The sequence below is a fragment of the Bdellovibrio bacteriovorus genome (assembly GCF_001592745.1).
GTDB classification, from domain to species: Bacteria; Bdellovibrionota; Bdellovibrionia; order Bdellovibrionales; family Bdellovibrionaceae; genus Bdellovibrio; species Bdellovibrio bacteriovorus_B.
Genome location: NZ_LUKD01000008.1, coordinates 390,574 through 414,509, shown reverse-complemented (window position 1 = coordinate 414,509; position 23,936 = coordinate 390,574). Strand labels below are relative to the sequence as shown.

General features: G+C 46.4%; 26 protein-coding genes. 10 read left to right on the top strand and 16 right to left on the bottom strand.

The window, feature by feature from the left end; translation table 11 throughout:
• Positions 1–231: 231 nt before the first annotated feature.
• On the top strand, positions 232–639 hold the full coding sequence (locus AZI87_RS16560; protein ID WP_063209639.1) for a J domain-containing protein: 408 nt from the start codon (positions 232–234) through the stop codon (positions 637–639).
• Positions 640–730: 91 nt separating this feature from the next.
• Positions 731–1,999, top strand: a complete 1,269-nt coding sequence (locus AZI87_RS16555; protein ID WP_063209301.1) for a sensor histidine kinase — start codon at positions 731–733, stop codon at positions 1,997–1,999.
• A 58-nt stretch (positions 2,000–2,057) separates the two neighbouring features.
• Here the strand turns inward: AZI87_RS16555 and ettA are convergent, their stop codons facing one another.
• The gene (gene ettA / locus AZI87_RS16550) at positions 2,058–3,728 is read right to left on the bottom strand and encodes an energy-dependent translational throttle protein EttA (protein WP_063209299.1); all 1,671 of its coding nucleotides are present in this window, start codon (positions 3,726–3,728) and stop codon (positions 2,058–2,060) included.
• 134 nt (positions 3,729–3,862) lie between these two features.
• On the opposite strand from ettA, the gene AZI87_RS16545 reads away from it, so the two are divergent.
• The gene (locus tag AZI87_RS16545) at positions 3,863–4,123 is read left to right on the top strand and encodes a hypothetical protein (RefSeq protein WP_063209297.1); all 261 of its coding nucleotides are present in this window, start codon (positions 3,863–3,865) and stop codon (positions 4,121–4,123) included.
• 1 nt (position 4,124) lies between these two features.
• Here the strand turns inward: AZI87_RS16545 and AZI87_RS16540 are convergent, their stop codons facing one another.
• From AZI87_RS16540 to AZI87_RS16525, 4 genes are all read right to left on the bottom strand, one after another.
• On the bottom strand, positions 4,125–4,454 hold the full coding sequence (locus AZI87_RS16540) for a BolA family protein (RefSeq protein ID WP_063209295.1): 330 nt from the start codon (positions 4,452–4,454) through the stop codon (positions 4,125–4,127).
• Between the two features lie 8 nt (positions 4,455–4,462).
• Entirely contained in the window at positions 4,463–5,080 is a 618-nt protein-coding gene (locus tag AZI87_RS16535) for a hypothetical protein (protein WP_063209293.1), read from the bottom strand.
• A gap of 10 nt (positions 5,081–5,090) precedes the next feature.
• Complete coding sequence (locus AZI87_RS16530; protein ID WP_063209291.1) at positions 5,091–6,020, bottom strand: ParA family protein; 930 nt, start codon at positions 6,018–6,020, stop codon at positions 5,091–5,093.
• A 73-nt stretch (positions 6,021–6,093) separates the two neighbouring features.
• A complete protein-coding gene (locus tag AZI87_RS16525; protein WP_063209289.1) occupies positions 6,094–6,360 on the bottom strand; it encodes a hypothetical protein in 267 nt (88 codons plus the stop codon).
• Positions 6,361–6,476: 116 nt separating this feature from the next.
• On the opposite strand from AZI87_RS16525, the gene AZI87_RS16520 reads away from it, so the two are divergent.
• Together AZI87_RS16520 and AZI87_RS16515 are read left to right on the top strand one after the other, a co-directional pair.
• Positions 6,477–6,890 carry a hypothetical protein gene (locus tag AZI87_RS16520; protein WP_063209287.1) on the top strand — a complete coding sequence of 138 codons (414 nt, stop codon included), beginning with the start codon at positions 6,477–6,479 and terminating at the stop codon, positions 6,888–6,890.
• Positions 6,887–7,558: an RluA family pseudouridine synthase gene (locus AZI87_RS16515; RefSeq protein WP_063209285.1), complete on the top strand. Its 672-nt coding sequence runs from the start codon at positions 6,887–6,889 to the stop codon at positions 7,556–7,558. Before AZI87_RS16520 ends, AZI87_RS16515 begins: the two co-directional genes overlap by 4 nt.
• Positions 7,559–7,568: 10 nt before the next feature.
• Here AZI87_RS16515 and AZI87_RS16510 read toward each other — a convergent pair whose 3' ends face one another.
• The 6 genes from AZI87_RS16510 to AZI87_RS16485 form a co-directional block, all read right to left on the bottom strand.
• On the bottom strand, positions 7,569–8,174 hold the full coding sequence (locus AZI87_RS16510; protein WP_253696945.1) for a hypothetical protein: 606 nt from the start codon (positions 8,172–8,174) through the stop codon (positions 7,569–7,571).
• Between the two features lie 360 nt (positions 8,175–8,534).
• Positions 8,535–10,559, bottom strand: coding sequence for an ATP-dependent helicase (locus AZI87_RS16505; RefSeq protein ID WP_063209281.1), 2,025 nt, complete (start codon positions 10,557–10,559; stop codon positions 8,535–8,537).
• A gap of 50 nt (positions 10,560–10,609) precedes the next feature.
• On the bottom strand, positions 10,610–11,050 hold the full coding sequence (locus tag AZI87_RS16500; RefSeq protein ID WP_063209279.1) for a hypothetical protein: 441 nt from the start codon (positions 11,048–11,050) through the stop codon (positions 10,610–10,612).
• A gap of 12 nt (positions 11,051–11,062) precedes the next feature.
• Entirely contained in the window at positions 11,063–11,995 is a 933-nt protein-coding gene (locus AZI87_RS16495; RefSeq protein WP_063209277.1) for a hypothetical protein, read from the bottom strand.
• Positions 11,996–12,057: 62 nt separating this feature from the next.
• Positions 12,058–13,437 (bottom strand): class II fumarate hydratase, encoded by a 1,380-nt coding sequence (gene fumC, locus AZI87_RS16490; RefSeq protein WP_063209636.1) that lies wholly within the window; start codon positions 13,435–13,437, stop codon positions 12,058–12,060.
• Between the two features lie 35 nt (positions 13,438–13,472).
• Positions 13,473–14,237, bottom strand: a complete 765-nt coding sequence (locus tag AZI87_RS16485; protein ID WP_063209276.1) for an SDR family NAD(P)-dependent oxidoreductase — start codon at positions 14,235–14,237, stop codon at positions 13,473–13,475.
• A 111-nt stretch (positions 14,238–14,348) separates the two neighbouring features.
• On the opposite strand from AZI87_RS16485, the gene AZI87_RS16480 reads away from it, so the two are divergent.
• The 3 genes from AZI87_RS16480 to AZI87_RS16470 are packed head-to-tail and all read left to right on the top strand — an operon-like array spanning position 14,349 to position 16,159.
• The gene (locus AZI87_RS16480) at positions 14,349–14,744 is read left to right on the top strand and encodes a YchJ family protein (protein WP_063209274.1); all 396 of its coding nucleotides are present in this window, start codon (positions 14,349–14,351) and stop codon (positions 14,742–14,744) included.
• Complete coding sequence (locus AZI87_RS16475; protein WP_063209272.1) at positions 14,741–15,199, top strand: EVE domain-containing protein; 459 nt, start codon at positions 14,741–14,743, stop codon at positions 15,197–15,199. Before AZI87_RS16480 ends, AZI87_RS16475 begins: the two co-directional genes overlap by 4 nt.
• 3 nt (positions 15,200–15,202) lie before the next feature.
• Positions 15,203–16,159, top strand: coding sequence for a tRNA dihydrouridine synthase (locus tag AZI87_RS16470; protein WP_063209270.1), 957 nt, complete (start codon positions 15,203–15,205; stop codon positions 16,157–16,159).
• Here AZI87_RS16470 and AZI87_RS16465 read toward each other — a convergent pair.
• Complete coding sequence (locus AZI87_RS16465) at positions 16,156–18,549, bottom strand: hypothetical protein (RefSeq protein WP_155722601.1); 2,394 nt, start codon at positions 18,547–18,549, stop codon at positions 16,156–16,158. The genes AZI87_RS16470 and AZI87_RS16465 overlap by 4 nt on opposite strands.
• Before the next feature lie 266 nt (positions 18,550–18,815).
• A complete protein-coding gene (locus AZI87_RS16460; protein ID WP_063209266.1) occupies positions 18,816–19,472 on the bottom strand; it encodes a class I SAM-dependent methyltransferase in 657 nt (218 codons plus the stop codon).
• A gap of 48 nt (positions 19,473–19,520) precedes the next feature.
• Here AZI87_RS16460 and AZI87_RS16455 point away from each other — a divergent pair, with 48 nt between their 5' ends.
• Both AZI87_RS16455 and AZI87_RS16450 read left to right on the top strand, forming a co-directional pair.
• Positions 19,521–19,778: a glutaredoxin domain-containing protein gene (locus AZI87_RS16455; RefSeq protein ID WP_253696942.1), complete on the top strand. Its 258-nt coding sequence runs from the start codon at positions 19,521–19,523 to the stop codon at positions 19,776–19,778.
• A complete protein-coding gene (locus tag AZI87_RS16450) occupies positions 19,778–20,191 on the top strand; it encodes an Ig-like domain-containing protein (protein WP_063209262.1) in 414 nt (137 codons plus the stop codon). Before AZI87_RS16455 ends, AZI87_RS16450 begins: the two co-directional genes overlap by 1 nt.
• A gap of 1 nt (position 20,192) precedes the next feature.
• Here the strand turns inward: AZI87_RS16450 and AZI87_RS16445 are convergent, their stop codons facing one another.
• From AZI87_RS16445 to acs, 3 genes are all read right to left on the bottom strand, one after another.
• A complete protein-coding gene (locus tag AZI87_RS16445) occupies positions 20,193–21,281 on the bottom strand; it encodes a tRNA-dihydrouridine synthase family protein (protein WP_063209260.1) in 1,089 nt (362 codons plus the stop codon).
• A gap of 159 nt (positions 21,282–21,440) precedes the next feature.
• The gene (locus AZI87_RS16440; RefSeq protein ID WP_063209258.1) at positions 21,441–21,962 is read right to left on the bottom strand and encodes a DUF6580 family putative transport protein; all 522 of its coding nucleotides are present in this window, start codon (positions 21,960–21,962) and stop codon (positions 21,441–21,443) included.
• Positions 21,963–21,995: 33 nt separating this feature from the next.
• On the bottom strand, positions 21,996–23,933 hold the full coding sequence (gene acs / locus AZI87_RS16435; RefSeq protein ID WP_063209634.1) for an acetate--CoA ligase: 1,938 nt from the start codon (positions 23,931–23,933) through the stop codon (positions 21,996–21,998).
• Positions 23,934–23,936: the final 3 nt, after the last annotated feature.

Here is a 23,936-nt window from a genome sequence, read left to right as displayed (position 1 = left end):
GAATGAACTTAGTGTGTATCTAAGTCGAGGGGTTTGTCCAAAAAAAAATGCAGGCTTTTCATTTTTTTTTGCGCATCTGCTGCGGAAACCCCTCTGAAAAGGCACTTTTCCCCTCGGGAAATGCGGTTTTCCCCTAGAGAAAACGCCTGATTCCCTAGGAAAAAGGTCGATTTCTCGATGGAAAACCGCTTCTGGACTGCGATTTTTCGGGGGTGTCCCGATAAGAAACGCATGAGTTTTCAGGCAAGCTTCAAACAAATTCTTCGAGACAAAATGGGTGAAAACACCAGTTTCTCCCCTGAAAAAGAGTCTTCCAGCCTGAATTCCGACCCAGCTCACATGGCTTTTTTGCTTGGTCAAATCAACCGTTTAGAATTTCAAACACGCCGAGGACACTACCCGCAACCGAAAGTTCGTCCACAAAGAAAGGCGCACAACTTCTCGGTCTCTCAAAAACTTGCCTTTGAGTTCCTGAAGACTTGGGTGCACGACTTGCACGAGGGCTTCACTGCAAACGAACTTAAGAAGGCCTTCCGCCAGGCAGCCCTAGCTCTTCACCCGGATCATGGTGGAAACACGCAGCAATTCTTAGAGCTAAAAGCTCACTATCAGACTTTGCGCGAACTTGTCTCACCCTAGGTCGGTCAAATTTTTATTACAATTCTGAAATAGCTTAAGCCGTTTTTGTTTATTCCCGAAAAGCCAAGAGACGATCGGAAATAACGACAGCATGTACGACTTAGAATTTACGTCTGAAGATGCATATAATAAGAGGCTCACCTACTTTAAGGTGATCTACTTCATTGGCATTGCTGTCTCTTTTGTCTACCTTGTTAAATTCAACTTCGAATACAAAACCTCAGAATACAATTCCGTCCTGATCCCGATGTGGCTGATCTTTGCGCTATTGCCACCCCTGGTCCTCAAAGTCTCAAAGAATTATTTGCTGTCGGCCTTAACTCTTAGCATTTGCTCTTCTTCGATCCTTGCCTATTTGCTCTATACCGCCGGCGGTGGGGATGCGCCCGGAGTCTTCTGGCTTGCCGCCATCCCCTTGGTGATGGGGATTCTAATGGGCCTTCCCGGGGCGGTGGCGGGTTACTTCATTGTCTCTGGAATCATCATCTTTTATTGGTATCTGAAAGCAAACCACTTAGGCCCCAACGTCATTGAAGAGTACGGGGACTATGGCAGAGAAAAGCTCTTCAACCTGGTCACGTTCTTGATCTTTTCCTGCTTCACCACCCATCAATATATAATGGGCGAAGAACGCTTCATGAAACGCCTCATGGAAAAGAACCTGGATATTGAAAACCTTTTGAGAGTCCTGATCCACGATATCGCAAACACCCTCTCTTCAATGACCTACAATCTTGTTAAAGCCAAAGAAGACCGCGAAAACTTAAGCTCACTTGAGTTTGAAAAAATTGAAAAAGCCGTCGATGACATCAATAGCCTTCTGGCCCAAGTCCGCCACCTGAAATCGGTGAAAGACGGTAAAGCGGCTCTTCCGCTAAAACCCATCTCTTTGACTCTGGTCTTGCACGAGGTCTACGAAAGCACTTTGGATTTGGCTCAGAAAAAGGGAATCAAGCTGTCATTGGATATTTCGCGGGATCGCATGCTTATCAATGGCGAAAAGACCATCCTCAGCAATGTGGTGCTTTTAAACTTGCTCAATAATGCTATTAAGTTCTCTCACCCTGGGGACCGTATTGAGCTTAAAGCCTATGCCACGGACTCGCAGGTGGTGATTGAAATCCAGGATTACGGCATCGGTATCCCCGCTTCCATTTTAGGACAGATCTTTAATATCAATGCGCAGACGACCCGCGCAGGAACTCAGGGTGAAAAAGGGACTGGCTATGGCATGCCGCTCGTAAAAGAGTATTTGCAGATGATGGATGGAACCATCGAGATTTTTTCGCAAGAAACCCCTTCTCACAGTCAGCCTCGGGGTACGAAGGTGGTTCTGACACTTCCTCTGGCTCAGCCCTAAAAAACAAAAGGCCCCCTTTGCGGGAGCCTTTTTTTGCAAAACAGCTTGAGCCGATCTCTTACACCATTTTGAAGCGAATGCGCTTCGGAGCGGCATTTTCGCCCAAACGTTTTTTGCGGTCTTCTTCGTATTCCGTGAAGTTTCCAGGGAAGAATTCAATCTTAGAATCCCCTTCAAACGCCATGATATGAGTACAAACGCGGTCTAAGAACCAGCGATCATGCGAGATCACCACAGCAGATCCACCGAACTCTAACAAGGCTTCCTCAAGAGCACGCATTGTGTTTACATCCAAATCATTCGTCGGCTCATCCAGAAGCAATAAGTTCGCACCTTGCTTAAGGATCTTCGCCATATTGACACGGTTTCTTTCACCACCCGACAACTGACCGACTTTCTTTTGTTGGTCTGTTCCAGAGAAGTTAAACCAAGAAACGTACTGACGAGCATTGATCTCGCGAGTTCCCAATTGGATCACGTCTTGACCGCCAGAAAGCTCTTCAAAGATCGTTTTATTCGGATCCAAAGTTTCACGCGTTTGATCGACGTAAGCGATTTTCACTGTCTCACCGACTTTGAAACTTCCAGAATCTGGATTTTCTTTACCCGTGATCATACGGAACAATGTCGATTTACCCACACCGTTCGGTCCAATAACACCCACGATCGCGCCGCGAGGAATCGTGAAACTGACGTCGTCCAAAAGAACTTTGTGATCGTAAGCCTTCGTGATGTTTTTCGCCTCAACGACGATATCACCCAAACGAGGTCCTGGTGGGATGTAGATAGACATCTCTTGGATTTTCTCTGGAGAGGCTTCTTTCAATAGATTTTCGTAGTTCGAAATACGCGCTTTCGACTTCGCCTGACGTGCTTTCGCCCCTTGACGGATCCAATCCAACTCGCGCTCTAAAGTTTTCGCTTTGCGAGCTTGGTCTTTAGCTTCATTTGCCTGACGCTTGTCTTTTTGTTCTAGCCAAGACGTGTAGTTTCCTTTCCAAGGAATGCCTTCACCGCGATCAAGCTCTAAGATCCAGCCCGCCACGTTATCTAGGAAATAACGGTCATGCGTGACTGCGATCACAGTTCCTGGGAACTTCGAAAGATATTGTTCAAGCCAAGCCACTGATTCTGCGTCCAAGTGATTCGTCGGCTCATCCAGCAATAAGATGTCTGGTTCAGACATGATCAATCTTGCCAAAGCCACACGGCGCTTTTCACCACCCGAAAGGTTTGTCACAGGAAGATCGCCATCTGGACAGCGAAGAGCATCCATCACGATTTCGATTTTCTGATCAACATCCCAAGCTCCCAAAGCTTCCAATTTTTCTTGGATCGCCCCTTGCTTTTCAATCAGCTTATTCATTTCGTCTGGATCCAAATCGGGATCAGAGAATTTGTCATTGATCGCGTTGTATTCGCCCATCAACTTTGGCAACTCGCCCATGCCGGCAAAGATATTTTCTTTGACCGTCAATGCGGGATCCAAGTGCGGTTCTTGCTCGAAGTAACCAACTTTCATTGTTTTGGATGGGAAAGCTTCACCGAGGAAGTCCTTATCCACACCTGCCATAATTCTAAGCAAAGTCGACTTACCAGAACCGTTCAAACCAAGAACACCGATCTTTGCGCCATAGAAGTAAGAAAGGTAAATATCCTTCAACACGTATCTTTGTGGAGGATATACTTTACTTACGCCCTTCATTGTGTAGATAATCTCTTGAGACATGATGTCACACTCCTAAAAGAGAGTATCTTTACCAGGCTAAAAATACTTGTCAAATGGAGTTCCATTTATGAAACTGTCGCCCCTGTGCATGAAGCACTTTCGGCAAACAAAATAAGCAGATTGTAATTAGCATAATGAGTGACGACGTCTTAGAGAAACAATCGAATACGCTCTTAGAAGCAGCGGCCGCCCGTTCGGAGACCTCCGAAAAGCCCTCTTCTTCGCGCAAATCGCTGTTTGGAAACCTGAATAAGGATCTAACCGAAGCACTGAATAGCTGGGACACTCTGACAGAACAGATGTCCAATCGCATCTCTCCTGAAGAAGAGCAGCTTCGTGAAGTCAAAAGACTTCTGGGCGAACTTAAATCCAAACTGAACGAATTCGCCGATTAATTTATTTTCTGTCGTGTTTGCTGCCCCCAAGACATTCCGGGGACTCGAAATTCAAGGCTGTTTTTTGCTTTTCCCATTCTTCTGGCGTCAAAGTTTTCTGCGTCAAGGCGTGAAGACCGCTTTGCAACTCTTCTTTTAAAAGCTCGTTAATCATTCTTTGGCGGTCAATACGGGATTTTCCCGTGAACTTCTCAGAGACCACCAAAACTTTGAAATGAGTCTCGCTGCCGGGAGGAACAGAATGCATAAAGCTCTCGTTTTCGATTTCCATATGGATCGGAACGAGAGCTTTGCTTAAAATATCATTCAAACGAGTAGCACGTGTGGACATGAAACCTTTTATTTTTTATCGATCTTGGATTTTACGTAGTCCAAACCCATTTTCGCCATGACGAAAACGCCTTTTTCTTCCAGCTTCTTTTCCACATCTTTGGCTGTACGTAAAGCTTTTGCAGCTGCCATTTGCGCCAAAGGATGCCCCACTGGAAGGCCTTCAAACTGACCGTCGTGAACCCATTCGTCAGCCACGGTGTCAGCAAGTTCCATGACTTTGGGAGCTTTCATGCGGATCAATTCGCTGCCGTAGAATTCTAAGTGAACTTTTTGGGGGCCTTCGCCGTTAGAAGACATCATATCCTCATGAGACGTGTCTTCGTCAGAAACGCGATGAGCTTCCACCGTGATTTCTTCCGGACGAACACCTTCGTTTTGCGCTTCGGTATTGATAGCATCTGCCTCTTCGATCGTCACTTCCGCTTCGTCGACGATCACACCGGCGTCGTTCATGATCGCCGCAGTTTCCATCTCGATGTTTTCTTCATCGTGAAGAGCCTCATCAGCTTCCATTTCATGATGAGGGCGACGCTTTGGTGCGTGCTTATCATGGTGGTGAGCTTTTTTGTGCCCGCCTTTAGATGAATGTTTCTTTTTACCGTCGTAGTGCTTAATTTCTGGCATGTGACACCTCTTAGACAAATCCTAACATTTCTCGAGTGACAAAATCATAATCCGCTTTGGCTGGGGACTTTCCAGCAAACAATCCCTTGCCGGAACGCACGGTGTTTTTCACCTCGGATGAAGTTCTAATATACCCCTTCATCAGGCAATCCTCAAAAGATTCGATGCATTTCTGTAAAAGTTCATGACTGGTGTTTTCACGACCATCAAACTTTGTGAACAGGATTTTTTTCGTAAATTCCAAGTCGAAGTCCTGTTTGATATCGTCTAATTCGCTCAAGTTCTTCTGCAAGCCTAAGAACGCGAACTTATCAGGATTCACCGGTAAAATGACCTCATCGGAAGCCACCGTCACAGCTGTATTCACCGCACTTAAAGCCGGGGCCGTGTCGATTAAGATCAGGTCGTAGCGGTGTTTGATTTTTTCTAAAGGAGCTTTCACCATTTGCGCCCAATTGCGGTTGGAGTTCATCAGAACTCTTTCTAAAACCGAATTGTTCAAAGAAGAAGGAATCAAATCCACGTGAGGCTCAACAAAGCGAACGCACTCTTCAATGCTTTTGCGCTTTTCAGCGATATCCACCCAAACCGGAAGGCTTTCGTCTTCTACGCCTAGGGCAAAACTCAGATTGGCTTGCTGATCTAAATCAACGAATAAAACGCGCGCGCCATACATCGCTGCTCGCAAACCCATGTTCAAAACAGAAGTGGTCTTCGCCACCCCGCCTTTTAACATTTGCACGGAGATGACTTTTTGCGGGTACTTAAAACCTTCAGCCAGCAAGAGTGTACGAACCTCTTCGGGCATAAGCCAAGGCGACTTGATTTTTTTATGCAGATGTTTTTCCGCCTTCTGCTTTACTTCGGAAGGGGCTATTTCCATGAAAGAGGCCAAATCACTGAGTGTGATGCAAAACTCCTGTTGCGCCAATGCTGACATCAGAAACCTCCTGGTGAATCAAGCCTACCCAGAGGTGTTCCTTAGCGCAAGAGCGGCGCACAGAGTTATTCTGTTAGATTTCTGGTGGCGCAAAATCCTCAAGGTGCTTTGATTCCTCCATCAGAAGGGAACGCATCTCCTCGACATCGAAGCGATAAGACCAAAGAAGCTGCTCACGCATTTTACGCAGTTGCCAGATTTGTTCTGGGGTCAAAGGATGAAGACCTTCGATCATTCGGCGCAGATGCAGGTCTACTTCGCGCTTAAAGTCGCCATAATCCAGATCGTCTTCATGATAGTTGTCTAAAAAATGCAAAAACTCTTGGACGGCAGGACTCATAATCACCCCCTGCCACCTATTGTTGCATTTTCTTATATCTCCCTCCTGGGTATACATCCGTCTCTTGCTAAGAATCAGCTCTCAAGACTATCCTTAGACTTACAGAAAGGACATGTATGGCTCCGGAATTGGCAGCAGCTTATGTCATCGGATGGATTCCTTCGGCAGGGGTGACGGGTCTGCAAATCTGGCTTCATCGCAGGAAAGTCCAACGTCCCACGTACCGAAAAATGCAGGCGAACTTGCGCAAAGCCGGGCTGCTTTGGCGTGAGTCGCGCTCGGATCTAGAGCCCTTTCAAGAGGGAAAAGAGGATCAGGATCTCAAAGCCTACGAAAAAAATCTGCTCTTGATGGGTAGTTTTTTCCTATTTTTAAGCTGGCTGGGGTTCTTCTTTAACCTGCTCGTCTTAATTTCCGTGCATTCTTTGGCGGTCTCCCGTAAAGAAAGGTTTCTATTTTCCAGTGCTTTGACCGAACAGGATCTTCTTGTCGAGCAAGTGCAAGAGATTCTGAAGGAGTCCCCGACATGAAACCCGTGAACAAACTGCCTGTTATTGAAAAATCAAAACACTGGCTGATTATCAATAAACCCACTGGCATTTCCGTGCACAATGAAGCTGGCGACGTTCGCAGCGTTCTAAAAAAACAACTTCATCCGGGGACTTTCCACGACATCTATCCTGTACACCGTTTGGATAAAGAAACCAGCGGTCTTTTGGTTGTCGCGACAGAGCAAGAGACAGCAGCCGCCCTTTCTGAACAGTTTCAAACTCACAAAGCAGAAAAAATGTACTACGCGGTTCTTCGCGGCAGCATGGACGTTTCTGACGAGTGGCAAGAGTGGAGCTTTCCGATTTCTGACAAAGCGGAGGGACGTAAAAATCCTCAAGGTCTATTGAAAGACCGCGTAGAAGCTAAAACTCTTTTCAAAGTGCTTAAATCCAATAAGTATTTTTCGCTGGTGGAATTGCGTCTTTTAACAGGCCGTCAACATCAGATCCGCAAACACGCGGCTTTGGCAAAACACGCTATCGTTGGCGACACTCGGTATGGCGACGACGCTTACAATAAGAAAATGGCGGGCATCTATAAAACAGATCGCATGTTCCTTCATGCATTCCGTTTGAGCCTGCCAATCGGTGGCCGCATCCAAACTTTTGAAACGCCATTGCCACCTGATTTCCAAAAAATGTTCTAAAACTGCCCCCTCAGCCTGTGGCGAGGCGACGGTTATGAAGCAGAGCATAGAGAGCAATGTGCCCCGCTAATTGATCAGCTCTCTTGGTTGTACACCAGGTTTTTCTAAAGAGCCTATTGATGTGGGCTCTTAACATCGCACAAGTGTGATTCAAACTGAAAATCGGATCCCACTTCAGTTTCTTTAATTCCCCCTGACCAACAATAGCTCCTCTTCCACCAAAGATGGTTTCATGTCGGGCTTTCGGGAAATACCTTTTTACATCTTTTGGATAGTAAGGATTTGAGTCAGATCGGATTAGAGCTATTGGCGAAACAAATTTTTGCATCTCTGAAAACAACTTTTTACGAGCCTGGGATCGGTGATCTGCCCGAGGTCCGTACTTCTTTCTGGCAAATGCTGCTATCCTTCCCTTCGCTGGCATTTGCGCTACTTCAAAACCTAAAATCCTTCGAGTCGAGTACTCAACCATCAAAGTCACCGAAAGAGGCTTGCACTTAGTATGTTCAAAGGTTTCAAGATCATCAAATTCCACTTCAGTACAAAGCGGAAACTTTTTATTCCACTCTTTGAGTTCTTCTTTAGCTGTCGCAATAGAGAACCGGAACTTCCGCACTACGGTTTTGGGATTGATTTTTAATATTCTTGCCGCCTCCCGCTGACTAACACCGCCCGTTAATAAGTCACAGACAGTCTTATTTAAATGTCTTTTCTTCTGACCTTTTAAGGGACTCGACGTGGCTGCAGAAAAACTTTTGCGACAAGAAAAGCACCAGAATCTGGAGAGATGCTGACCATCGGACTTACGATAATAAGATCCAAGCTTGCGAATTGTCCGAGAAGCAGAACTTGGATTTCTTTGAGTATAGCAGTAAGGGCATTTGAACTTCATGAGAATCAGCAATGGCAAGTGCCACGCCAAGAGCTCGAACTAACTTTGCACAGAAAAAGGGGGCAGTTCTAAATGTTCTAAAGATTATTTCTTCGGCGGAGGGGTCAGTTTACTGTCCAACTTCGCCAAGAAGCTCGATACTAAATCTTCCCGCTCTTGCCCGGAAACGGGGCGCGCTCCTAAAGGAAACTCGGTATAAAGCTCTTTCGGGATTTCCAGAAGGAATCTTGACGGCGCTGAGGGACGAACCACACCGTTCTTTTTTCTTTGCTGACACCGTGACATAACCAGGCGCTTTTTAGCACGAGTGACACCCACATAGAACAAACGGCGCTCCTCATCGATATCCGAACCTAAATTTTTATGCGGCAATAAATCTTCTTCAATCCCCGCTAAAATCACGATCGGAAATTCCAAACCTTTAGAGGCATGAAGAGTCATCAATTGCACTTTGTTCGGCTCTTCCTCTTCACCTGACATATCGTCGCGTAAAAGCATCGAATCGATGAAAGATTTAATACTTTCTACGTCATAAGAACGACGCCCTAGGTACGCATCCAAAATGCGGCCCAGAATTTCAACGACCATCCATTTTTTCTCGGCACTCGTCGGGTCCGCGGCCGTTCCATAAACGTATTCGCGATAACCAATATCTGCAAAGATTTGCACCATCTTTGCACCCGGAGACGATCCGACATTGAAATCCAGAATGTTCTTTGGAAGATCCTCGATGAACTTCATCAAATCATCAATCGCAAGACCCGCTTTTTCCTGCACTTCGGCTTCACGCCAGAAACGACAGGCATCCACGAAGTTAATGCGTTTTTTAAGCGCAAACTCACTGAGCTTTTCAATCGTCGTGTCACCAATACCGCGAGACGGAACATTGATAATACGACGTAAAGAAACCTCATTAGGCGCTAAAGACTGCTTTAAATAAGCCATCAAATCTTTGATTTCACGACGATCAAAGATCGAAGTTCCACCCGAGATATGATACGGCACATTCGCACGACGCAAAGACGACTCAATCAAGCCACCTTGCGTGTTCGAACGATAAAGCACCGCAAAGTCTTTGTACGAGTGACCTTGGCGCATAAAGTGCTGAATTTCGCTGACGACGAACTCACATTCATCTTCTTCGCGTTCCAACAAAAACATTTCAGGCAGCACACCCGTGCTTTGCGCTATTTCTGCTCTTAAAATTTTACCGTGACGGTTCTTATTTTTAGAAATCGCCGCGTTGGCGACAGCTAAAATTTCAGCTGACGAACGATAATTGCGCTCAAGTTTAATCACTTCACAGTTTTTAAATTCCTGCGGAAAGTTCAAAATATTTTTTACTTCCGCCCCACGCCAACCGTAAATCGACTGATCGTCATCGCCGACCACTGTCAGATTGTTATGAGACTTAACGATTTGATGAATCAAATCCATTTGCAGGCGATTGGTGTCTTGAAACTCATCCACCATCACCTGACTGAACATGCCTTGAACTTTTTCAAGAATATCTGGATGTTCTCTGAAGAGCTGTAAGGGCTTAATCAGAAGACCTTCAAAGTCCACCACACCTAAGTGCTCTAAGCGCTTGGCAAACTTCGGCGTTAGGACTTCGACCATCTCGTGGTATTCGTCGAAAGCTTCCGTCTGCGGAGCCAACCCCGTGCGCTTGTCGTTGATCATTGTCAGAATTTTATCGACGTCGAACTTATCTTTGCCCGAATTCTTAATATCCTTCATCAGGTCTTTAAGAATCGCATTGCAATCACTTTGATCGACGATACCGAAGTAAGGTGAAAGAGCCGCGTGTTTATGGAATCGGCGCAGGATCTGCAGGCCAAACGAGTGAAAAGTCCCTGCCCAGAGATTTTTCCCCGTATTGCCCAGCTTCACTCCAACCCGGTGCTTAAGTTCGCGCGCCGCCTTGTTCGTGAACGTTAACACGCAAATTTCTTGTGCTTGCGCCACACGCTCTGAAACCAAGCGTCCCGTTCTTGAAACAAGAACTGTCGTTTTTCCTGAACCCGCCCCTGCCAAAATAAGCAAAGGGCCGTAATTATGCTTTACGGCCTTTTGCTGCTCGGGGTTCAGCCCCTTAAGCCATTCCATAATACTCACTACTTCAAAGGCCGAATGGACTTCGGCCTTACAGATACATATTAAACTCTATTGTGGATCAATGTACGAACTTCGTCTTCAAAGACGACTTCGATTTTATCAGACATCGCGTCTTTAATGAAACCCATCCCGAATTTTGGATGTTGAAGTTTCGTGTTCTTTTCGAACTTGCCCTTCATGTTATAAGAAGCTGTCGGTGCGTTTTCAGTCGCCATCAACATTTCGTACTCATTGCGGTGGCTGGAACGACGTGAATTCATTGTTTGCTCACGCTTCTTCGCCGCAGCACCTGTCAAAGGTTTGCCCGTCTTAGTTTGAGTTTTAGGAAGAGAGTAAGTTTTTTGAGATCCGCAAATCTCGCATTTGATTTTTGCCGACGTCGCCGATGTATGCGCTAGGACCACGTGGTATCTATCAGCATCACATTTTTTGCAGAAAGCAAAAAAAGATTTCGCGACGGGGGGCAGTGTATTCATCGTCATTGTTCTTCCTATCTAGTATTGTTGTTTCAAACTATAAATCATTAATTTTTCATCGAGCTTCTTTTGCGCAATCTCACTTGCACTTAAGAAGTAAGGCCCACTATTGCTTTCAATGCGGTGTTGGAACTCCAACATGCTTTGTTCACTTTTGGGATCAATCATGGAATTTGTCGGTCCATAGTTTTCCAAAAAGGCATAGTCCTCTTCTTTATTAAAAAACTTTTCCCAGTTGTTCGTATTCACCTTCACACGGTACGTGATGGTTTTCGCATGAGAGTGAACCGGAGCATAAGCTCCGATGACTTCCAAGTGACCATAGTGAGAGTGCAACTTCAACGCCGGACTTCCCCATTGAGTCATGCCCGAACATTGATCGACATTGGCGTACCAAAGACCGAAGGCCTTAGATAAAAATCCTAAACCGTAAAAGCCCTCGCCTTGTGGAAGCAAAGAATTGATCGAGCAGAGGTTGTGCGCGACCCACTCTCCTCGATGCATCGTCGGAATGATGATGAAAAGAGAAAGCGGAATCCAGTCCATCTCGTCTAAAGATGTCACTTCTTTTAAAACGCTGGAAGTTTTGATCGGAGAATTCGTCGCCGGGAATTTTTTGGGATCTAAAGCTTCACGCATGCTTTTCGTCAATGCCGAAGGCTTGCAGGCAAAGCCCGCAACAAATCCTGGCATGACGGCGCAATCATAAAAAACCCAACGGGGCATGGCCATGTTGGAAGGACCGAAAGCGCGCTCTTCGATCGAATAGATGCGATCGGCAAAAGCCAGTTCACTTAAATCCAAAGGATCTTTGAACACAGGTTGCTTCGTGAACCAGTCTAAGCGATGAAGAGACCCTGGCTGAGCGATTTGGTTTTCTGGACGTACGAAAACATAAGGGCGAATATCATCGCGCTCCATCCAGTCCGCTTTTGCCAATAGTGAATTCATCGAATGCTACTCCAGTTCTGAGCTGCTTCAGCTCCCGGCCGTGCCGGCCTCCGCTCTGCGCCCTACCGGGCCCCAACCATCTCTTTAGGTTGTACTATCTTATCAAATTCTTCGCCAGAAAGGAGTCCAAGATTGATAGCTTCTTCGCGCAGCGTAGTGCCATTTTTGTGGGCAGTTTTGGCAATTTTGGCAGCATTGTCGTAGCCAATGTGAGGATTCAGAGCGGTTACAAGCATTAAAGAATGCTCAAGATGCTTCTGAATCTGTTTGGTGTTGGCTTCAATTCCCACGACACAATGGTCAGTAAATGACTCGCAGGCGTCTGCAAGCAAACGTACGGAATTTAAAACGTTAAAGACGATCAAAGGCTTAAAGACATTCAGTTCGAAATGACCGGTAGCTCCTCCGATAGAGACAGCCACATGGTTCCCCATCACCTGAGCACAGACCATAGTCATAGCTTCGCTCTGAGTCGGGTTCACTTTCCCCGGCATGATCGAACTTCCCGGTTCATTTTCTGGCAAGTGAAGCTCGCCGATTCCGCAACGAGGACCCGAACCCAAAAGACGGATGTCGTTCGCAATCTTCATCAATGAGACGGCCACAGAATTCAAAGCGCCGCTCACTTCCACCAAAGCGTCGTGCGCTGCCAAAGCTTCAAATTTGTTCTCTGCGGAAACAAAAGGGATTTTAGTTTCAACGGCGATCGCTTTGGCCGCTTCAACGGCAAATTGGGGATGAGTATTCAGTCCCGTTCCTACCGCCGTTCCTCCAAGAGCCAATTCATGCAAGTGCGGAAGAGTGTTTTTCACTCGTTGGATCGAGTGCTTCATCTGCGTGACATAGCCCGAGAACTCTTGGCCTAGCGTTAACGGAGTCGCATCCATCAAATGAGTGCGCCCGATTTTCACGATGTCTTTAAACTCGTTTTGTTTTTTCTCTAAAGCCTTATGCAGCTTTTCCATCATGGGAAGCAGCCGATGATGAACCTGCTCGGCAACAGCGATATGCATCGCCGTTGGAAAGGTGTCATTTGAAGACTGGCCTTTATTCACGTCATCGTTGGGATGGATTTCTTTAGAAGGAAGTTTAACACCCATCATATCCATCGCCCGATTGGCGATGACTTCATTGGCATTCATATTTGTCTGAGTGCCCGAGCCCGTCTGCCATACAACCAAAGGAAAATGTGCATCCAGCTTTCCAGCAATGACTTCATCTGCGGCTTTCACAATGACGTCGGTTTTCTTGGCGTCTAAAAGATTTAGTTTTTGATTTGTTTGCGCGGCACATTTTTTTAAGATCCCCAACGCGCGAATCATTTCTCGAGGAAAACGATCGCCGCCAATGCGGAAGTTTTGAGTGGATCTTTGCGTTTGTGCTCCCCAGAATTTATCGGCGGGGACTTGCACTTCACCCATGGTGTCTTTTTCAATACGCATATCTGCCATTTGCAAACTCCTTCAAAGATCTGACTTTAGTTCTTTCTTGCCACTTGGCCTACGTGAGCTTGATCAGTTGGATAAATAACAAGTTCTTGGATATTCACGTGTGCCGGGCGAGCGACACACCAAGCAATGGTTTCAGCGATGTCTTGCGCTGAAAGCGGCGTCATTCCCTCGTAGACCTTATCAGCTTTGCTTTGATCGCCTAAACGCACCAAAGAAAACTCCGTGTGGACCATGCCCGGCTCAATATTGGTCACACGCACTTTGCTCCCCAGAAGATCCATGCGCAGACCTTCGCTCAAGGCACGCACCGCAAATTTCGTTGCGCAATAAACGCCTCCGCCTGGATAAGTCCAACGACCCGCCACGGAACCCAGATTTACAATGTGACCAGAGTTTCTGCGAACCATGTGTTCGACAATCCCGCGCGTGACGTAAAGAAGACCTTTCACGTTTGTATCAATCATCGTGTCCCAGTCTTCAAGTTTCGCGTCTTGCATCTTATCGACGCCTTTAGCGAGTCCGGCGTTATTCACCAGAACATCAATATGAGCCATTTCCGCATAGTGAGCTTTCATAAATTGAGTCACATCATCGCGATCACTGATATCAAACTGCGCGGACTTCACTTGGATATTCGGATGAGCCGACTTTAAAGCCGCCTCTAACTCATTGAGTTTATCACGACGACGTCCCGTCGCAAAAATAGAATACCTTTGTCCCGCCAAAGCCAAAGCCGTCGCCCAGCCAATCCCCGAAGTCGCCCCAGTAATAAACGCCCATTTCTTTTCCATCTCTTAAAGGTACCTGCTTCCCTTGGTGTAGAAAAGGAAGCAGGTACCTTTTGCGCGACGCGATGCGATGGGCGTAGGTGCTAGAAAGGCGTTGTGTTAGGTTCGCGGACTATGAAATGTCCTTGTGGTTCCGAGAAAACTTACAGTGAGTGTTGTGGTCCTTATCATTCTGGCAAAGCCTTAGCTCCAACAGCCGAAGCTTTGATGCGTTCACGCTATTCGGCGTTTGCGAAAAATCAAATGGAGTATCTGCGCGATACAACGGATCCCCAAACTTTGGATCTGATTGACGAAGACGCCAATAAAGAATGGGCAGAGCGTGCGAAATTCCTTAAATTAGAAATCGTAAAGGCTGAAGAAAAAGGGACCAAAGGCACCGTGGAGTTTAAAGCCTTCTACACTGTTGATGACGAAGAGTACGTTCATCACGAGGTCAGCACATTCCGCAAACAAGCGGGCGAATGGTTTTTTAAATCCGGAAAAATCAAATCGGAGAAAACAAAATGAAATACTGGTTGATGAAATCAGAACCTGACGTTTATTCCATTGATACTCTAAAAAAAGATGGAACCACATGGTGGGAAGGCGTCCGAAACTATCAAGCCCGCAACTTCATGTCGAAAGAGATGTCGGTCGGTGATCTTGTTTTATTCTATCACTCTAATGCCGAGCCGTCTGGAGTCGCGGGGATCGCGAAAGTATCCAAAGCGGCAGCCCCAGATAAAACTCAGTTTGATAAAAAATCTGAATACTTTGATGCCAAAGCCACAAAAGAAAAACCTAATTGGTTCTGCGTTGAAGTCGAATTCGTAGCGAAGTTTAAAAACTTCATCAGCCTTTCTGACTTGCGTGACAACGAAAAGCTGGCGGACATGGTGGTATTGCAAAAAGGCTCTCGTCTTTCGGTTCAGCCCGTCGATAAAAAGCACTTTGATATCGTCAAAAAAATGGGTGGCATTTAAAGCATGAAACTTTTTTTGGCTCCGATGGAAGGTGTCGTTGACTGGGTGATGCGCGACACTTTGACACAAATTGGTGGTGTGGATCAGTGTGTGACCGAATTTCTTCGTGTTACCGATCGCTTGCACCCTGAAAGTGTCTTTTATAAGAACTGTCCAGAGCTAAAAACCAACTCACGCACTCGCTGGGGTACACCCGTTTTTGTTCAACTTCTTGGCGGTCATGCCGAACCTTTGGCGCTCAATGCACAAAGAGCCGTCAAACTTGGCGCACTCGGAATTGATCTAAACTTTGGCTGCCCGGCAAAAACAGTGAACCGTCATGATGGGGGCGCCAGTCTTTTAAAGTCCTGTGATCGTGTTCACACGATCGTGGATACGGTTCGTAAGGCTGTACCCGCGCATGTGCCGGTGACAGCAAAAATCCGTCTAGGTTTTGATGATCCCACGAAATGTTTAGAAATCGCTCAAGCCGTCGAAGCAGCAAACGCCACATGGTTGACCGTGCATTGTCGTACCAAAACCGATGGTTATAAACCACCTGCTTATTGGGAGTGGATTCCGAAAATCAAAGAGGCGACGAAATTGAAAATCATCGCCAACGGTGAAATCTGGAATGTCGCCGACTTCAAACGCTGCGTGGAAGTCACACAATGTGAAGACTATATGATCGGTCGTGGCGTGATGAGCAATCCCTTTATCTTCCGTCAGATCAAACAGAGCCTTTCCAATGAACCGGTTGAAGAAATGAACTGGCAACGGGCAAAACCCCTTCTGCCTCAGTTCTTTGAAGCCAGCACGCTTTATATCAACGATTACTTTGCGGTTTCGCGCACAAAACAGTGGCTCAAAGCACTTTCCTTAAAGAATGCCGAAGCGAAACAAGTTTTTGATGAAATTAAAATCTTAAAAAAACCTGTCGAGTTCCGTGCAAATCTTGAGCGTATCTGCGCTGCCAACTAATTGACCGCTGAATAGCTGGCACTTTTTCTTTGCGCGCGCAGATCGTTATTTAATGACTCCACCGCTTCTTTAAAGGCCTTTTGAATTTGTTCGCGCTCTCTAGCAGAAAGGCGAACCAAAGGCGACTGCCCTACGATCAGCTTAACTCCACCCGAATTCAGGTGGGTGGTTTGCATATCGACTCCGAAAGTGAGACCTTTTAATTTCGCAGGCTCCATGGACGAGCCCAAAGATTTTCGAAGTGTTTTCTCAACCGATTCACCGTGAGTAGCTAGGATGTTGCGTGCTGAAGCATCTTTGACACCGTCAGAAACAAAAGAGAGACGGAAAGATCCAGAGTACTTGGTCTGTGCCAAGTTTTTCATCACACTTTCTTTATCTTGAATCGATAGAGGTTTGCTGGCAATCGCCACGCAATCATCCCCCGAGCAGACGGTTTGCAGCTTTCCGGGATCCACGGATTTTTGCAAAACTTCTTGAAAGGCCTTCTTCTGTTCAACGAAGTGATGGGTGACGGTTTTTTCGGCCAGACGAGTGCTTTCCAAAACTTTATCTAAATTTGTCTTCCCCGCTAAAGCTTCCGCGGTCCCTTTCAGGTTCGCGCCGCCCATTCCAATCATATCAGCGGAAAGTCCTCCCATGGTCGCTTCGTTGAAATGCGGTGTTTCCCTTTTTGCGATGTAAAGACCGGGCGAAAAATCATCGGCTGCTTTCACGTAACGTTCTAAAGCTTTCACTTGCGATGTATCTAAAGCCGCCGTTCCAAATCGATTGGCCAGATCTTTTGAAATCTTCGTGGTGTCACCCGCGCCTTTGCGAACAATGTCATAGACATCAGTGTCAAAGGTTTGACCTGAGACCAAGTTGGTTTTTCCAAAATACTGGCGCAGGCTTTGACGATCTTTTTCAATATCAGAAAGTTTCTGCCTCATCATAATTTGAAGTTCTGATTTCGAATACGCTTGAAGTTCGTTTTCGGAAAGCTGGCGAGAATAGCGAGCCGCCAAATTCGCTTGATCGGCACTTTGTCCTATGCCCGCTCTGAACCACTGATCTGACTTTTCCACGCTGCGGATGATGCCGTTTTCTTTTAGATAGGTATTAAATTCGATGTTTGTTTCTTTGAATACTTTTGCTAGGCGCGCCTCAAGATCTTTAGGCACTTTGCCACTGAAAGAAAAACGCATTGATTTAAAATCCGAATAGGGATCAACGATCAAGCCCGGAAATTCTTTTTCCAAGGCCTTCACGTTACTGAGCAAAAGATCTTTGTGATAATTTGTAAGACCCGTCACCAGATTTTTATCCTTCAAAGAATCATTAAGAACTTTCATCTGCGAGTTTTCCACATCCAGAAAGGTGGCTTTGCTTTTCGTCCCACTATTCGCTAAAGAAATCCATTTTTCATTCTGCGCCACCGTCGTTGGTGAATACTCGAGATATTTTCTTATCAAGCCCTCGCGGTCTTTAAAGCCTGCTGACCTGGTGGAGGAAGTCGTCGAAGAGTTTTTTCCGACCTCTTGATCTGATTTTCTTCGTTTGGCGATGATATCTGAATTATCAGCATTCCTCTGCGCCTGAGTGACTGTGCTTCCGGAAGTTTTAGCACTCGCACTTTCTGTGATTCTTGATGCTTCCACGATTTTAGTGGCCTCGGTCGCCTTGGCAAGTTCCGCGGCCTCTAAAGCAGTCACTTCGGCTTTTATGCCTCGTCCCGCAGCAACGGCCGCCCGGCCGCCTTTTAAGAAGTAACCTCCCACCAGAATTGTCGGATCAATGACATTTCCGATCGCGTAGCATGCTAGCTCTTCCTGCGCTAAGGCGTTATAACAGGAATAGCGCTGATACTGTTTATTCAATGTATCCATCACCATGTTTTTAAGCGCACCTAATTTATTACGCTGTTCAACTGAGAGCTGCACATCTTCGGCCATAGGCCTTTCAGAGATAGGCACATAAGGCTTCGGCGTCATTCGGCGAATGGAAGACATGTAAGCTTTCATATCTTGAGCTTCGATATAGAGGAAAGTCGCCGGATATTTTTCCAAATCGGCATCACTCAATTTATTGTAGCGATGATCGTCTTTGACCAAGTCGCGTTTACAAGAAAGAAGCTTGTCACACTCACGCAGGAACTCAGCTCTTTTTTTGTTATTTTCTTTAAAGCCTTCCCAGGATTTTTCGATGAATCCGCCCAAAGACACAGCCATGTCTTTGAGCGAAATTCCCAAATCAATCATCGCATTTTTATAACCACGCAAACAGGCAACTCCCTGCTCGCGAAGGAAGTCGTCGTTTTGTTTGCACAAGCTATCCAAATCACAACGTCGCATCAGCGGCGCCCACTCTGGATTTTCTTTCGCAAGCTCAGCGCATTTGAGCGACTGCACTTGCATCTCACAGGTCAGTTTTATTTTTTCAATGGGATCTTTGTAAGTGGTGGCACACTCGGGTTTCTTCTTACAGGCGACCGAAAGCAGAAGGCTCTCGCTACTAGAGATAGCAAAAGAATTTAACGAAACGAGCAGAATAAATAAAAAATTTGTAAAAGCCAGATCAACTCCAAGTAACTCTTCGGAGTATCTGGAGGCTCAATCAAGATTCGAACAAACGATTCTCACAGCGAGACCTATGCGATCCGATGTTTTTGTTCGCTTCAGAACATTTTTTGAAAAATGAAGTAGGGACTTTTCATCTTCACAACATGCAAACGGAATCGCTCCGCGATCCAATTCATGCTTCTTTCTGAGAAGAATCCGACATGAGTAAGATCACGTCGATAATGCCAGTCATGGAAGGCCGCTTCGCCTTTGTGAGCGGAAGTCATGATTGCCAATATCCCCCCGGGTTTGAGGAGGCTTAACATGCGCTCGATTTCCACTTTGGGATTGTGAAGATGTTCCCACACTTCAGTGCTTGTAATTAGATGATAAGTGCGCTTCAGACTTTCGGTGTCTGGAAAATAAAAAGCGTCATAATCGGAAGTTTCAAACCCTTGCGCGTTTAGAAGCTTGCTCAATGTCGCCGTCGGACCACAGCCATAATCCAAACTCGTAAGTTCCAAACTCTCTACACCAGCGGCTTTGAAGTGATCTGTAACACCTTTGATGAGCGGGTCAAAGAACGCTAAGTAGCCCGCACTTTCTTGATTTTGATGAAGGTCATAACGTTGCTTTTCTTCCTCAAGACTCAGACGCTCTGCGGGGTTCATGAAAATAAAATCGCAGTCTTCGCAGTGGTAATAATTGCGTTCGGGCTTCTTTACCACTTTAAAAGCATTTGAGTTTGGTGACTGACAAAGTAAGCACTGCATGACAGGAAGAATCCTTGTCTCCCCTGCACCCGTATGTCAAAAAGAATTATGGCTAAAGTAGTTATTTATAAAAAAGACCCTTGTCCCTATTGTGACCGCGCTATCAATTTTTTGAATGGCAAAGGCATCGATTACGATGTTGTGGATCTTACGGGCAAACAAGAAGAAATCGATCGCATCAAAAATGAAACAGGATGGAGAACAGTTCCTATCATTCTTATCGACGGCAAATTGGTCGGTGGTTACACAGATCTGAAAGCCTTGGATGAAGAAGGTAAACTTGATTCCATGCTGGGAGGAAAATAATGAAGGCTTTGTTGTTCGCTTTTCTGACGACACTGGCGGTCTCATCTGCTCACGCAGAAGAAATCAATCCTGTGGGCGGAACGGAAGTGATTTACATGGGTTTGGGTTCTGCTCCTTACAACGGAACAGCTCGTGGCAGCTTGCAGCTTAAAAACACGGGCGATCAAGATATCACCAAAATCGTGTGGGACATTAAAGGCATGGGTTTTAGTGCCCAAGACAACTGTCCGACGGTTTTAAAACCAGGTAAATCTTGTCAGATTTTTGTAACTTACTGGAATACTTTCGCTGGCCCAGCAAGCGGCACATTGTTAGTGTGGACTTCAGATAAGAACTACCGTGTGAATCTTTCGGCTTACGGTCAGGAACCGATCAGACCACCGAACCCACCGGTACCACCACGCTTTCCTTAATTTATTGGCGCAATTCTGTGCGAGGGCTCATTTCAACGGGGCCCTCGAAAAACTTCTGCACACCCTCAATCATTTCGTCGACATTGCGAGCTTTCGCACACACTCCGACAAGCGCATTACCGAATAACAGCCACACGCTGGTCGTACGAACAAAGAAACGCACCTTGCGCATGGCTAAGTCATCACCAAAATACTGTCGGCTTAGATGTATCAATTTTAAAAGACATTTTCCGTATTCAGCGCCTTCTTCTTCCGAAGTGCGAGGAGCTTTCATGCCCTCTTTACCTGCGGGAGAAGCAAAGCCCAAGTCTTCACCAAGCTGCCACATCATCCAGGGGCGTGCCGCCAAACCTCGACCTGCCATCGCCATATCGCAGCCCGTTTCTGCAAGCATTGCTTTCGCGTCCTCGGCAGTTTGGATGTCACCATTACCGATCACAGGAAAGTCGACAGCTTTATGAAGTTGTTTGATTTGCTCCCAATCCGCAGAGCCACGACGTTTTTGAGCCGCTGTTCGAGGATGTAAACACACCCACGCAGCTCCGGAATTACGAAGCCCTGATACGAACGAAAGAAGCTCGTCAAATTCTTTAGTGCTCCCGACGGCACGCAACTTTACGCTAACAGGAACTGTCGCATTTTTGACGGTCATGCGAACGACTTCTGCGGCATAAGATGGATCACCCATTAAGGCGACGCCATAGTTGTGCTTCAACGCTTTTTGCACGGGACAACCCATGTTGATATCAATGGCTTCGGCTCCCCACTCGATCAAGCGCTTCACACTCTCCATGATGGGAACTTCTTCATTGCCTAAGATTTGTGGAACAAGCCCCGTTTCGTGAGGCGCACGCATCGTTTCTGGCGTCGTCACAAGATTTTCATTGGGAATGCGGCGAGAGTTTAACATCTCTGTCGGCCAGATCGTAAAAGCATCCGCAGGCATGTACTCACGAATCACTTCACGCAAAGCCACGTGCGTAAGACCCACCATGGGTGCCAAGCACAGTGGAAAGTTCACTTTGCCGTCCAAGATAGGACGATGCAAACCCAATTGTTTTTTAGTGAATCCGTGAGAGTCAAAAGCCATAGGGACTTTTACCCGTAAATGCGGCCGGCATGCAATATCCGAATGAAGTTAGCAAGAAAAACGAGACGGAAACCGTAAATATTTCTGGTGGGGAATCGAGGAAGATTGAATCCTCCACAAACTCACAGGATCAATGTGAGCTTGTGGATCATTTTAAAACTAAGCAGAAGCTTTAACTGCGAAATCAGGAGCGAATTTTTTGATAGCTTCATAACCACCGAAAAGAACCGCCGTAAAGAACAGATCGCCAAGGATTTGATTTCCGAAGAAAGGAATGCCCGCAACGTAACATGAAACAAGGCCTTGAGCTGTTTTTGGGTATAGACCTTCCATCATCCAAACACCGAAGTTAGAGATCAGGAAAAAGACCGCGCTTGTGACCAAAGACATAGTCCCAACACGAGTGAAGGTCTTCCCTTCGCGCATAGTCCATCCCAATAAAACAACCGCTAAAAATCCTACGTAAACATAAAGCATTGTTGCGTGGAAACCCAAAACCAGGTCACTTACGAACAAAGCCGCCAGTGGAATCACCATCGATAGTTTTTTTGACGGGAAGTAAGTCCCACCAAAAAGAGCCATGGCACCGATCGCCGTGAAATTCCAAGGGTGCGGAATCAAGCGGCTGAAAGCGGCAACAAGAACCATCAAAATCAAAGTCATCCATTGTGTTGTTTTCATAGATTATCCTCGTTTATGCAGGGCAGAAAACTATCACCGATTCATACGGTTGTCTACCAGTTCTTGGACGACACTTGGGTCAGAAAGAGTGCTCGTATCTCCCAATTGATCTGGCTGGTTCTCTGCGATTTTACGAAGGATTCTGCGCATGATCTTACCGGAACGAGTTTTAGGCAGACGGAAAGCCCATTGAATCAGATCCGGTGTAGCGATGGGCCCGATTTCCTTGCGCACCGTTTGAATCAACTCTTTGCGAATATCCTCACTCGGCGTTTCTCCGGTTTTAAGAGTCACAAAGGCATAAATCCCTTGGCCCTTGATTTCATGCGGATATCCCACCACGGCCGCCTCTGCCACGCGATGATTCGCAACCAAGGCCGATTCGATTTCCGCCGTCCCAATACGGTGACCTGATACATTGATAACGTCATCCACACGGCCGGTGATCCAATAGTATCCGTCCTTGTCTCGACGACATCCATCTCCTGAAAAATAGTATCCGGGATAGGTTGAAAAATACGTCTCTTCAAACCGGTCATGATTGCGATACACCGAACGCATCTGACCAGGCCAAGAATCAGCGATCACTAACACGCCTTCGCCTTCAACCTCAGTGATTTCTTTTCCTTCAACAGTTAAAAGTTTTGGCTGAACTCCGAAGAATGGCAGTGTCGCCGAACCCGGTTTCATCGCGATAGCACCAGGCAATGGCGTGATCATATGTCCGCCCGTTTCAGTTTGCCACCACGTATCCACAATCGGACAACGACCATCACCGACCACTTCGAAGTACCATGCCCACGCTTCGGGGTTGATGGGCTCTCCGACAGTGCCTAGAATTCGTAAGGACTTGCGAGAGCTGGATTTAACGAAAGTCTCTCCTTCCCGCATAAGAGATCGCAATGCCGTTGGCGACGTATAGAAAATAGAGACTTGATGTTTGTCGACGACTTCCCAGAAACGTGAAGGCGTTGGATAATTTGGAACACCTTCGAAGATCAACGACGTTGCCGCATTGGCCAAGGGGCCATAGATCATGTAACTGTGTCCTGTCACCCAACCGATGTCGGCAGAACACCAGTAAATATCCCCGTCATGATAATCAAAAACATACTGATGAGTCATACTTGCCCATAACAAGTAGCCCCCCGTCGTATGTAAGACGCCTTTTGGTTTTCCCGTAGATCCCGAAGTATAAAGAATGAATAATGGATCTTCGGCATCCATTTGTTCAGGAGGACATTGATCGCTCGCCGACTTCACTTCGTCGTGATACCAAATATCGCGGCCAGCCTGCATCTGAATATCCGTCTGTGCGTATTTAACGACTAAAACTTTCTCGACAGGTGCTCTGACGAGTGCCTTATCAATATTTTCTTTAAGCGCGATCGACTTACTGCCGCGGAAGCCCGCATCTGCCGTGACAACAAATTTCGATTGTCCATCGATAATACGATCCGCGATAGAGTCAGGCGCAAAGCCTGCGAAAATCACCGAGTGCACAGCACCAATGCGCGTACACGCAAGCATCGCATAGGCCGCCTCGGGAATCATCGGAAGATAGATCGTCACGACATCGCCTTTTTTTACTCCCATCTTTTTTAAGATGTTCGCAAAACGGCAGACCTCTTGATGAAGTTCTTTGTACGTGATTTTTTTTGAGGGAGTTTGTGGATTGTCTGCTTCCCAGATAAATGCGACTTTGTCGGCTTTGGTCTTTAAATGGCGGTCGATGCAGTTGTACGACACGTTGAGTTTTCCGCCTTGAAACCACTTAATGCTGACAGGTTTTTTGAAGCTAGTTTCTTTGACCTTGTCCCATTTTTTAAACCAATCCAAGCGCTCGGCTTCTTTTGCCCAAAAGCCCTCAGGATCTTTGATGGATTTTTCGTACATCTCTTTGTACTTGGCTTCATTGATCCAGGCATTCTTCGCTGTTTCTGGAGGGACGGGATATAGATCTTTATGCATACT

What these genes read in the sequence shown, in the direction of transcription:
- AZI87_RS16515 (WP_063209285.1), top strand. Translation starts at nt 6,887, where the DNA reads ATGAAACCCGTGAACAAACTGCCTGTTATTGAAAAATCAAAACACTGG.
- fumC (WP_063209636.1), bottom strand. Translation starts at nt 13,437, where the DNA reads ATGCGTATTGAAAAAGACACCATGGGTGAAGTGCAAGTCCCCGCCGAT.
- AZI87_RS16560 (WP_063209639.1), top strand. Translation starts at nt 232, where the DNA reads ATGAGTTTTCAGGCAAGCTTCAAACAAATTCTTCGAGACAAAATGGGT.
- ettA (WP_063209299.1), bottom strand. Translation starts at nt 3,728, where the DNA reads ATGTCTCAAGAGATTATCTACACAATGAAGGGCGTAAGTAAAGTATAT.
- AZI87_RS16555 (WP_063209301.1), top strand. Translation starts at nt 731, where the DNA reads ATGTACGACTTAGAATTTACGTCTGAAGATGCATATAATAAGAGGCTC.
- AZI87_RS16540 (WP_063209295.1), bottom strand. Translation starts at nt 4,454, where the DNA reads ATGTCCACACGTGCTACTCGTTTGAATGATATTTTAAGCAAAGCTCTC.
- AZI87_RS16505 (WP_063209281.1), bottom strand. Translation starts at nt 10,559, where the DNA reads ATGGAATGGCTTAAGGGGCTGAACCCCGAGCAGCAAAAGGCCGTAAAG.
- AZI87_RS16450 (WP_063209262.1), top strand. Translation starts at nt 19,778, where the DNA reads ATGAAGGCTTTGTTGTTCGCTTTTCTGACGACACTGGCGGTCTCATCT.
- AZI87_RS16525 (WP_063209289.1), bottom strand. Translation starts at nt 6,360, where the DNA reads ATGAGTCCTGCCGTCCAAGAGTTTTTGCATTTTTTAGACAACTATCAT.
- AZI87_RS16495 (WP_063209277.1), bottom strand. Translation starts at nt 11,995, where the DNA reads ATGAATTCACTATTGGCAAAAGCGGACTGGATGGAGCGCGATGATATT.
- AZI87_RS16545 (WP_063209297.1), top strand. Translation starts at nt 3,863, where the DNA reads ATGAGTGACGACGTCTTAGAGAAACAATCGAATACGCTCTTAGAAGCA.
- AZI87_RS16530 (WP_063209291.1), bottom strand. Translation starts at nt 6,020, where the DNA reads ATGTCAGCATTGGCGCAACAGGAGTTTTGCATCACACTCAGTGATTTG.
- acs (WP_063209634.1), bottom strand. Translation starts at nt 23,933, where the DNA reads ATGCATAAAGATCTATATCCCGTCCCTCCAGAAACAGCGAAGAATGCC.
- AZI87_RS16485 (WP_063209276.1), bottom strand. Translation starts at nt 14,237, where the DNA reads ATGGAAAAGAAATGGGCGTTTATTACTGGGGCGACTTCGGGGATTGGC.
- AZI87_RS16500 (WP_063209279.1), bottom strand. Translation starts at nt 11,050, where the DNA reads ATGACGATGAATACACTGCCCCCCGTCGCGAAATCTTTTTTTGCTTTC.
- AZI87_RS16520 (WP_063209287.1), top strand. Translation starts at nt 6,477, where the DNA reads ATGGCTCCGGAATTGGCAGCAGCTTATGTCATCGGATGGATTCCTTCG.
- AZI87_RS16445 (WP_063209260.1), bottom strand. Translation starts at nt 21,281, where the DNA reads ATGGCTTTTGACTCTCACGGATTCACTAAAAAACAATTGGGTTTGCAT.
- AZI87_RS16475 (WP_063209272.1), top strand. Translation starts at nt 14,741, where the DNA reads ATGAAATACTGGTTGATGAAATCAGAACCTGACGTTTATTCCATTGAT.
- AZI87_RS16455 (WP_253696942.1), top strand. Translation starts at nt 19,521, where the DNA reads ATGGCTAAAGTAGTTATTTATAAAAAAGACCCTTGTCCCTATTGTGAC.
- AZI87_RS16480 (WP_063209274.1), top strand. Translation starts at nt 14,349, where the DNA reads ATGAAATGTCCTTGTGGTTCCGAGAAAACTTACAGTGAGTGTTGTGGT.
- AZI87_RS16460 (WP_063209266.1), bottom strand. Translation starts at nt 19,472, where the DNA reads ATGCAGTGCTTACTTTGTCAGTCACCAAACTCAAATGCTTTTAAAGTG.
- AZI87_RS16440 (WP_063209258.1), bottom strand. Translation starts at nt 21,962, where the DNA reads ATGAAAACAACACAATGGATGACTTTGATTTTGATGGTTCTTGTTGCC.
- AZI87_RS16535 (WP_063209293.1), bottom strand. Translation starts at nt 5,080, where the DNA reads ATGCCAGAAATTAAGCACTACGACGGTAAAAAGAAACATTCATCTAAA.
- AZI87_RS16470 (WP_063209270.1), top strand. Translation starts at nt 15,203, where the DNA reads ATGAAACTTTTTTTGGCTCCGATGGAAGGTGTCGTTGACTGGGTGATG.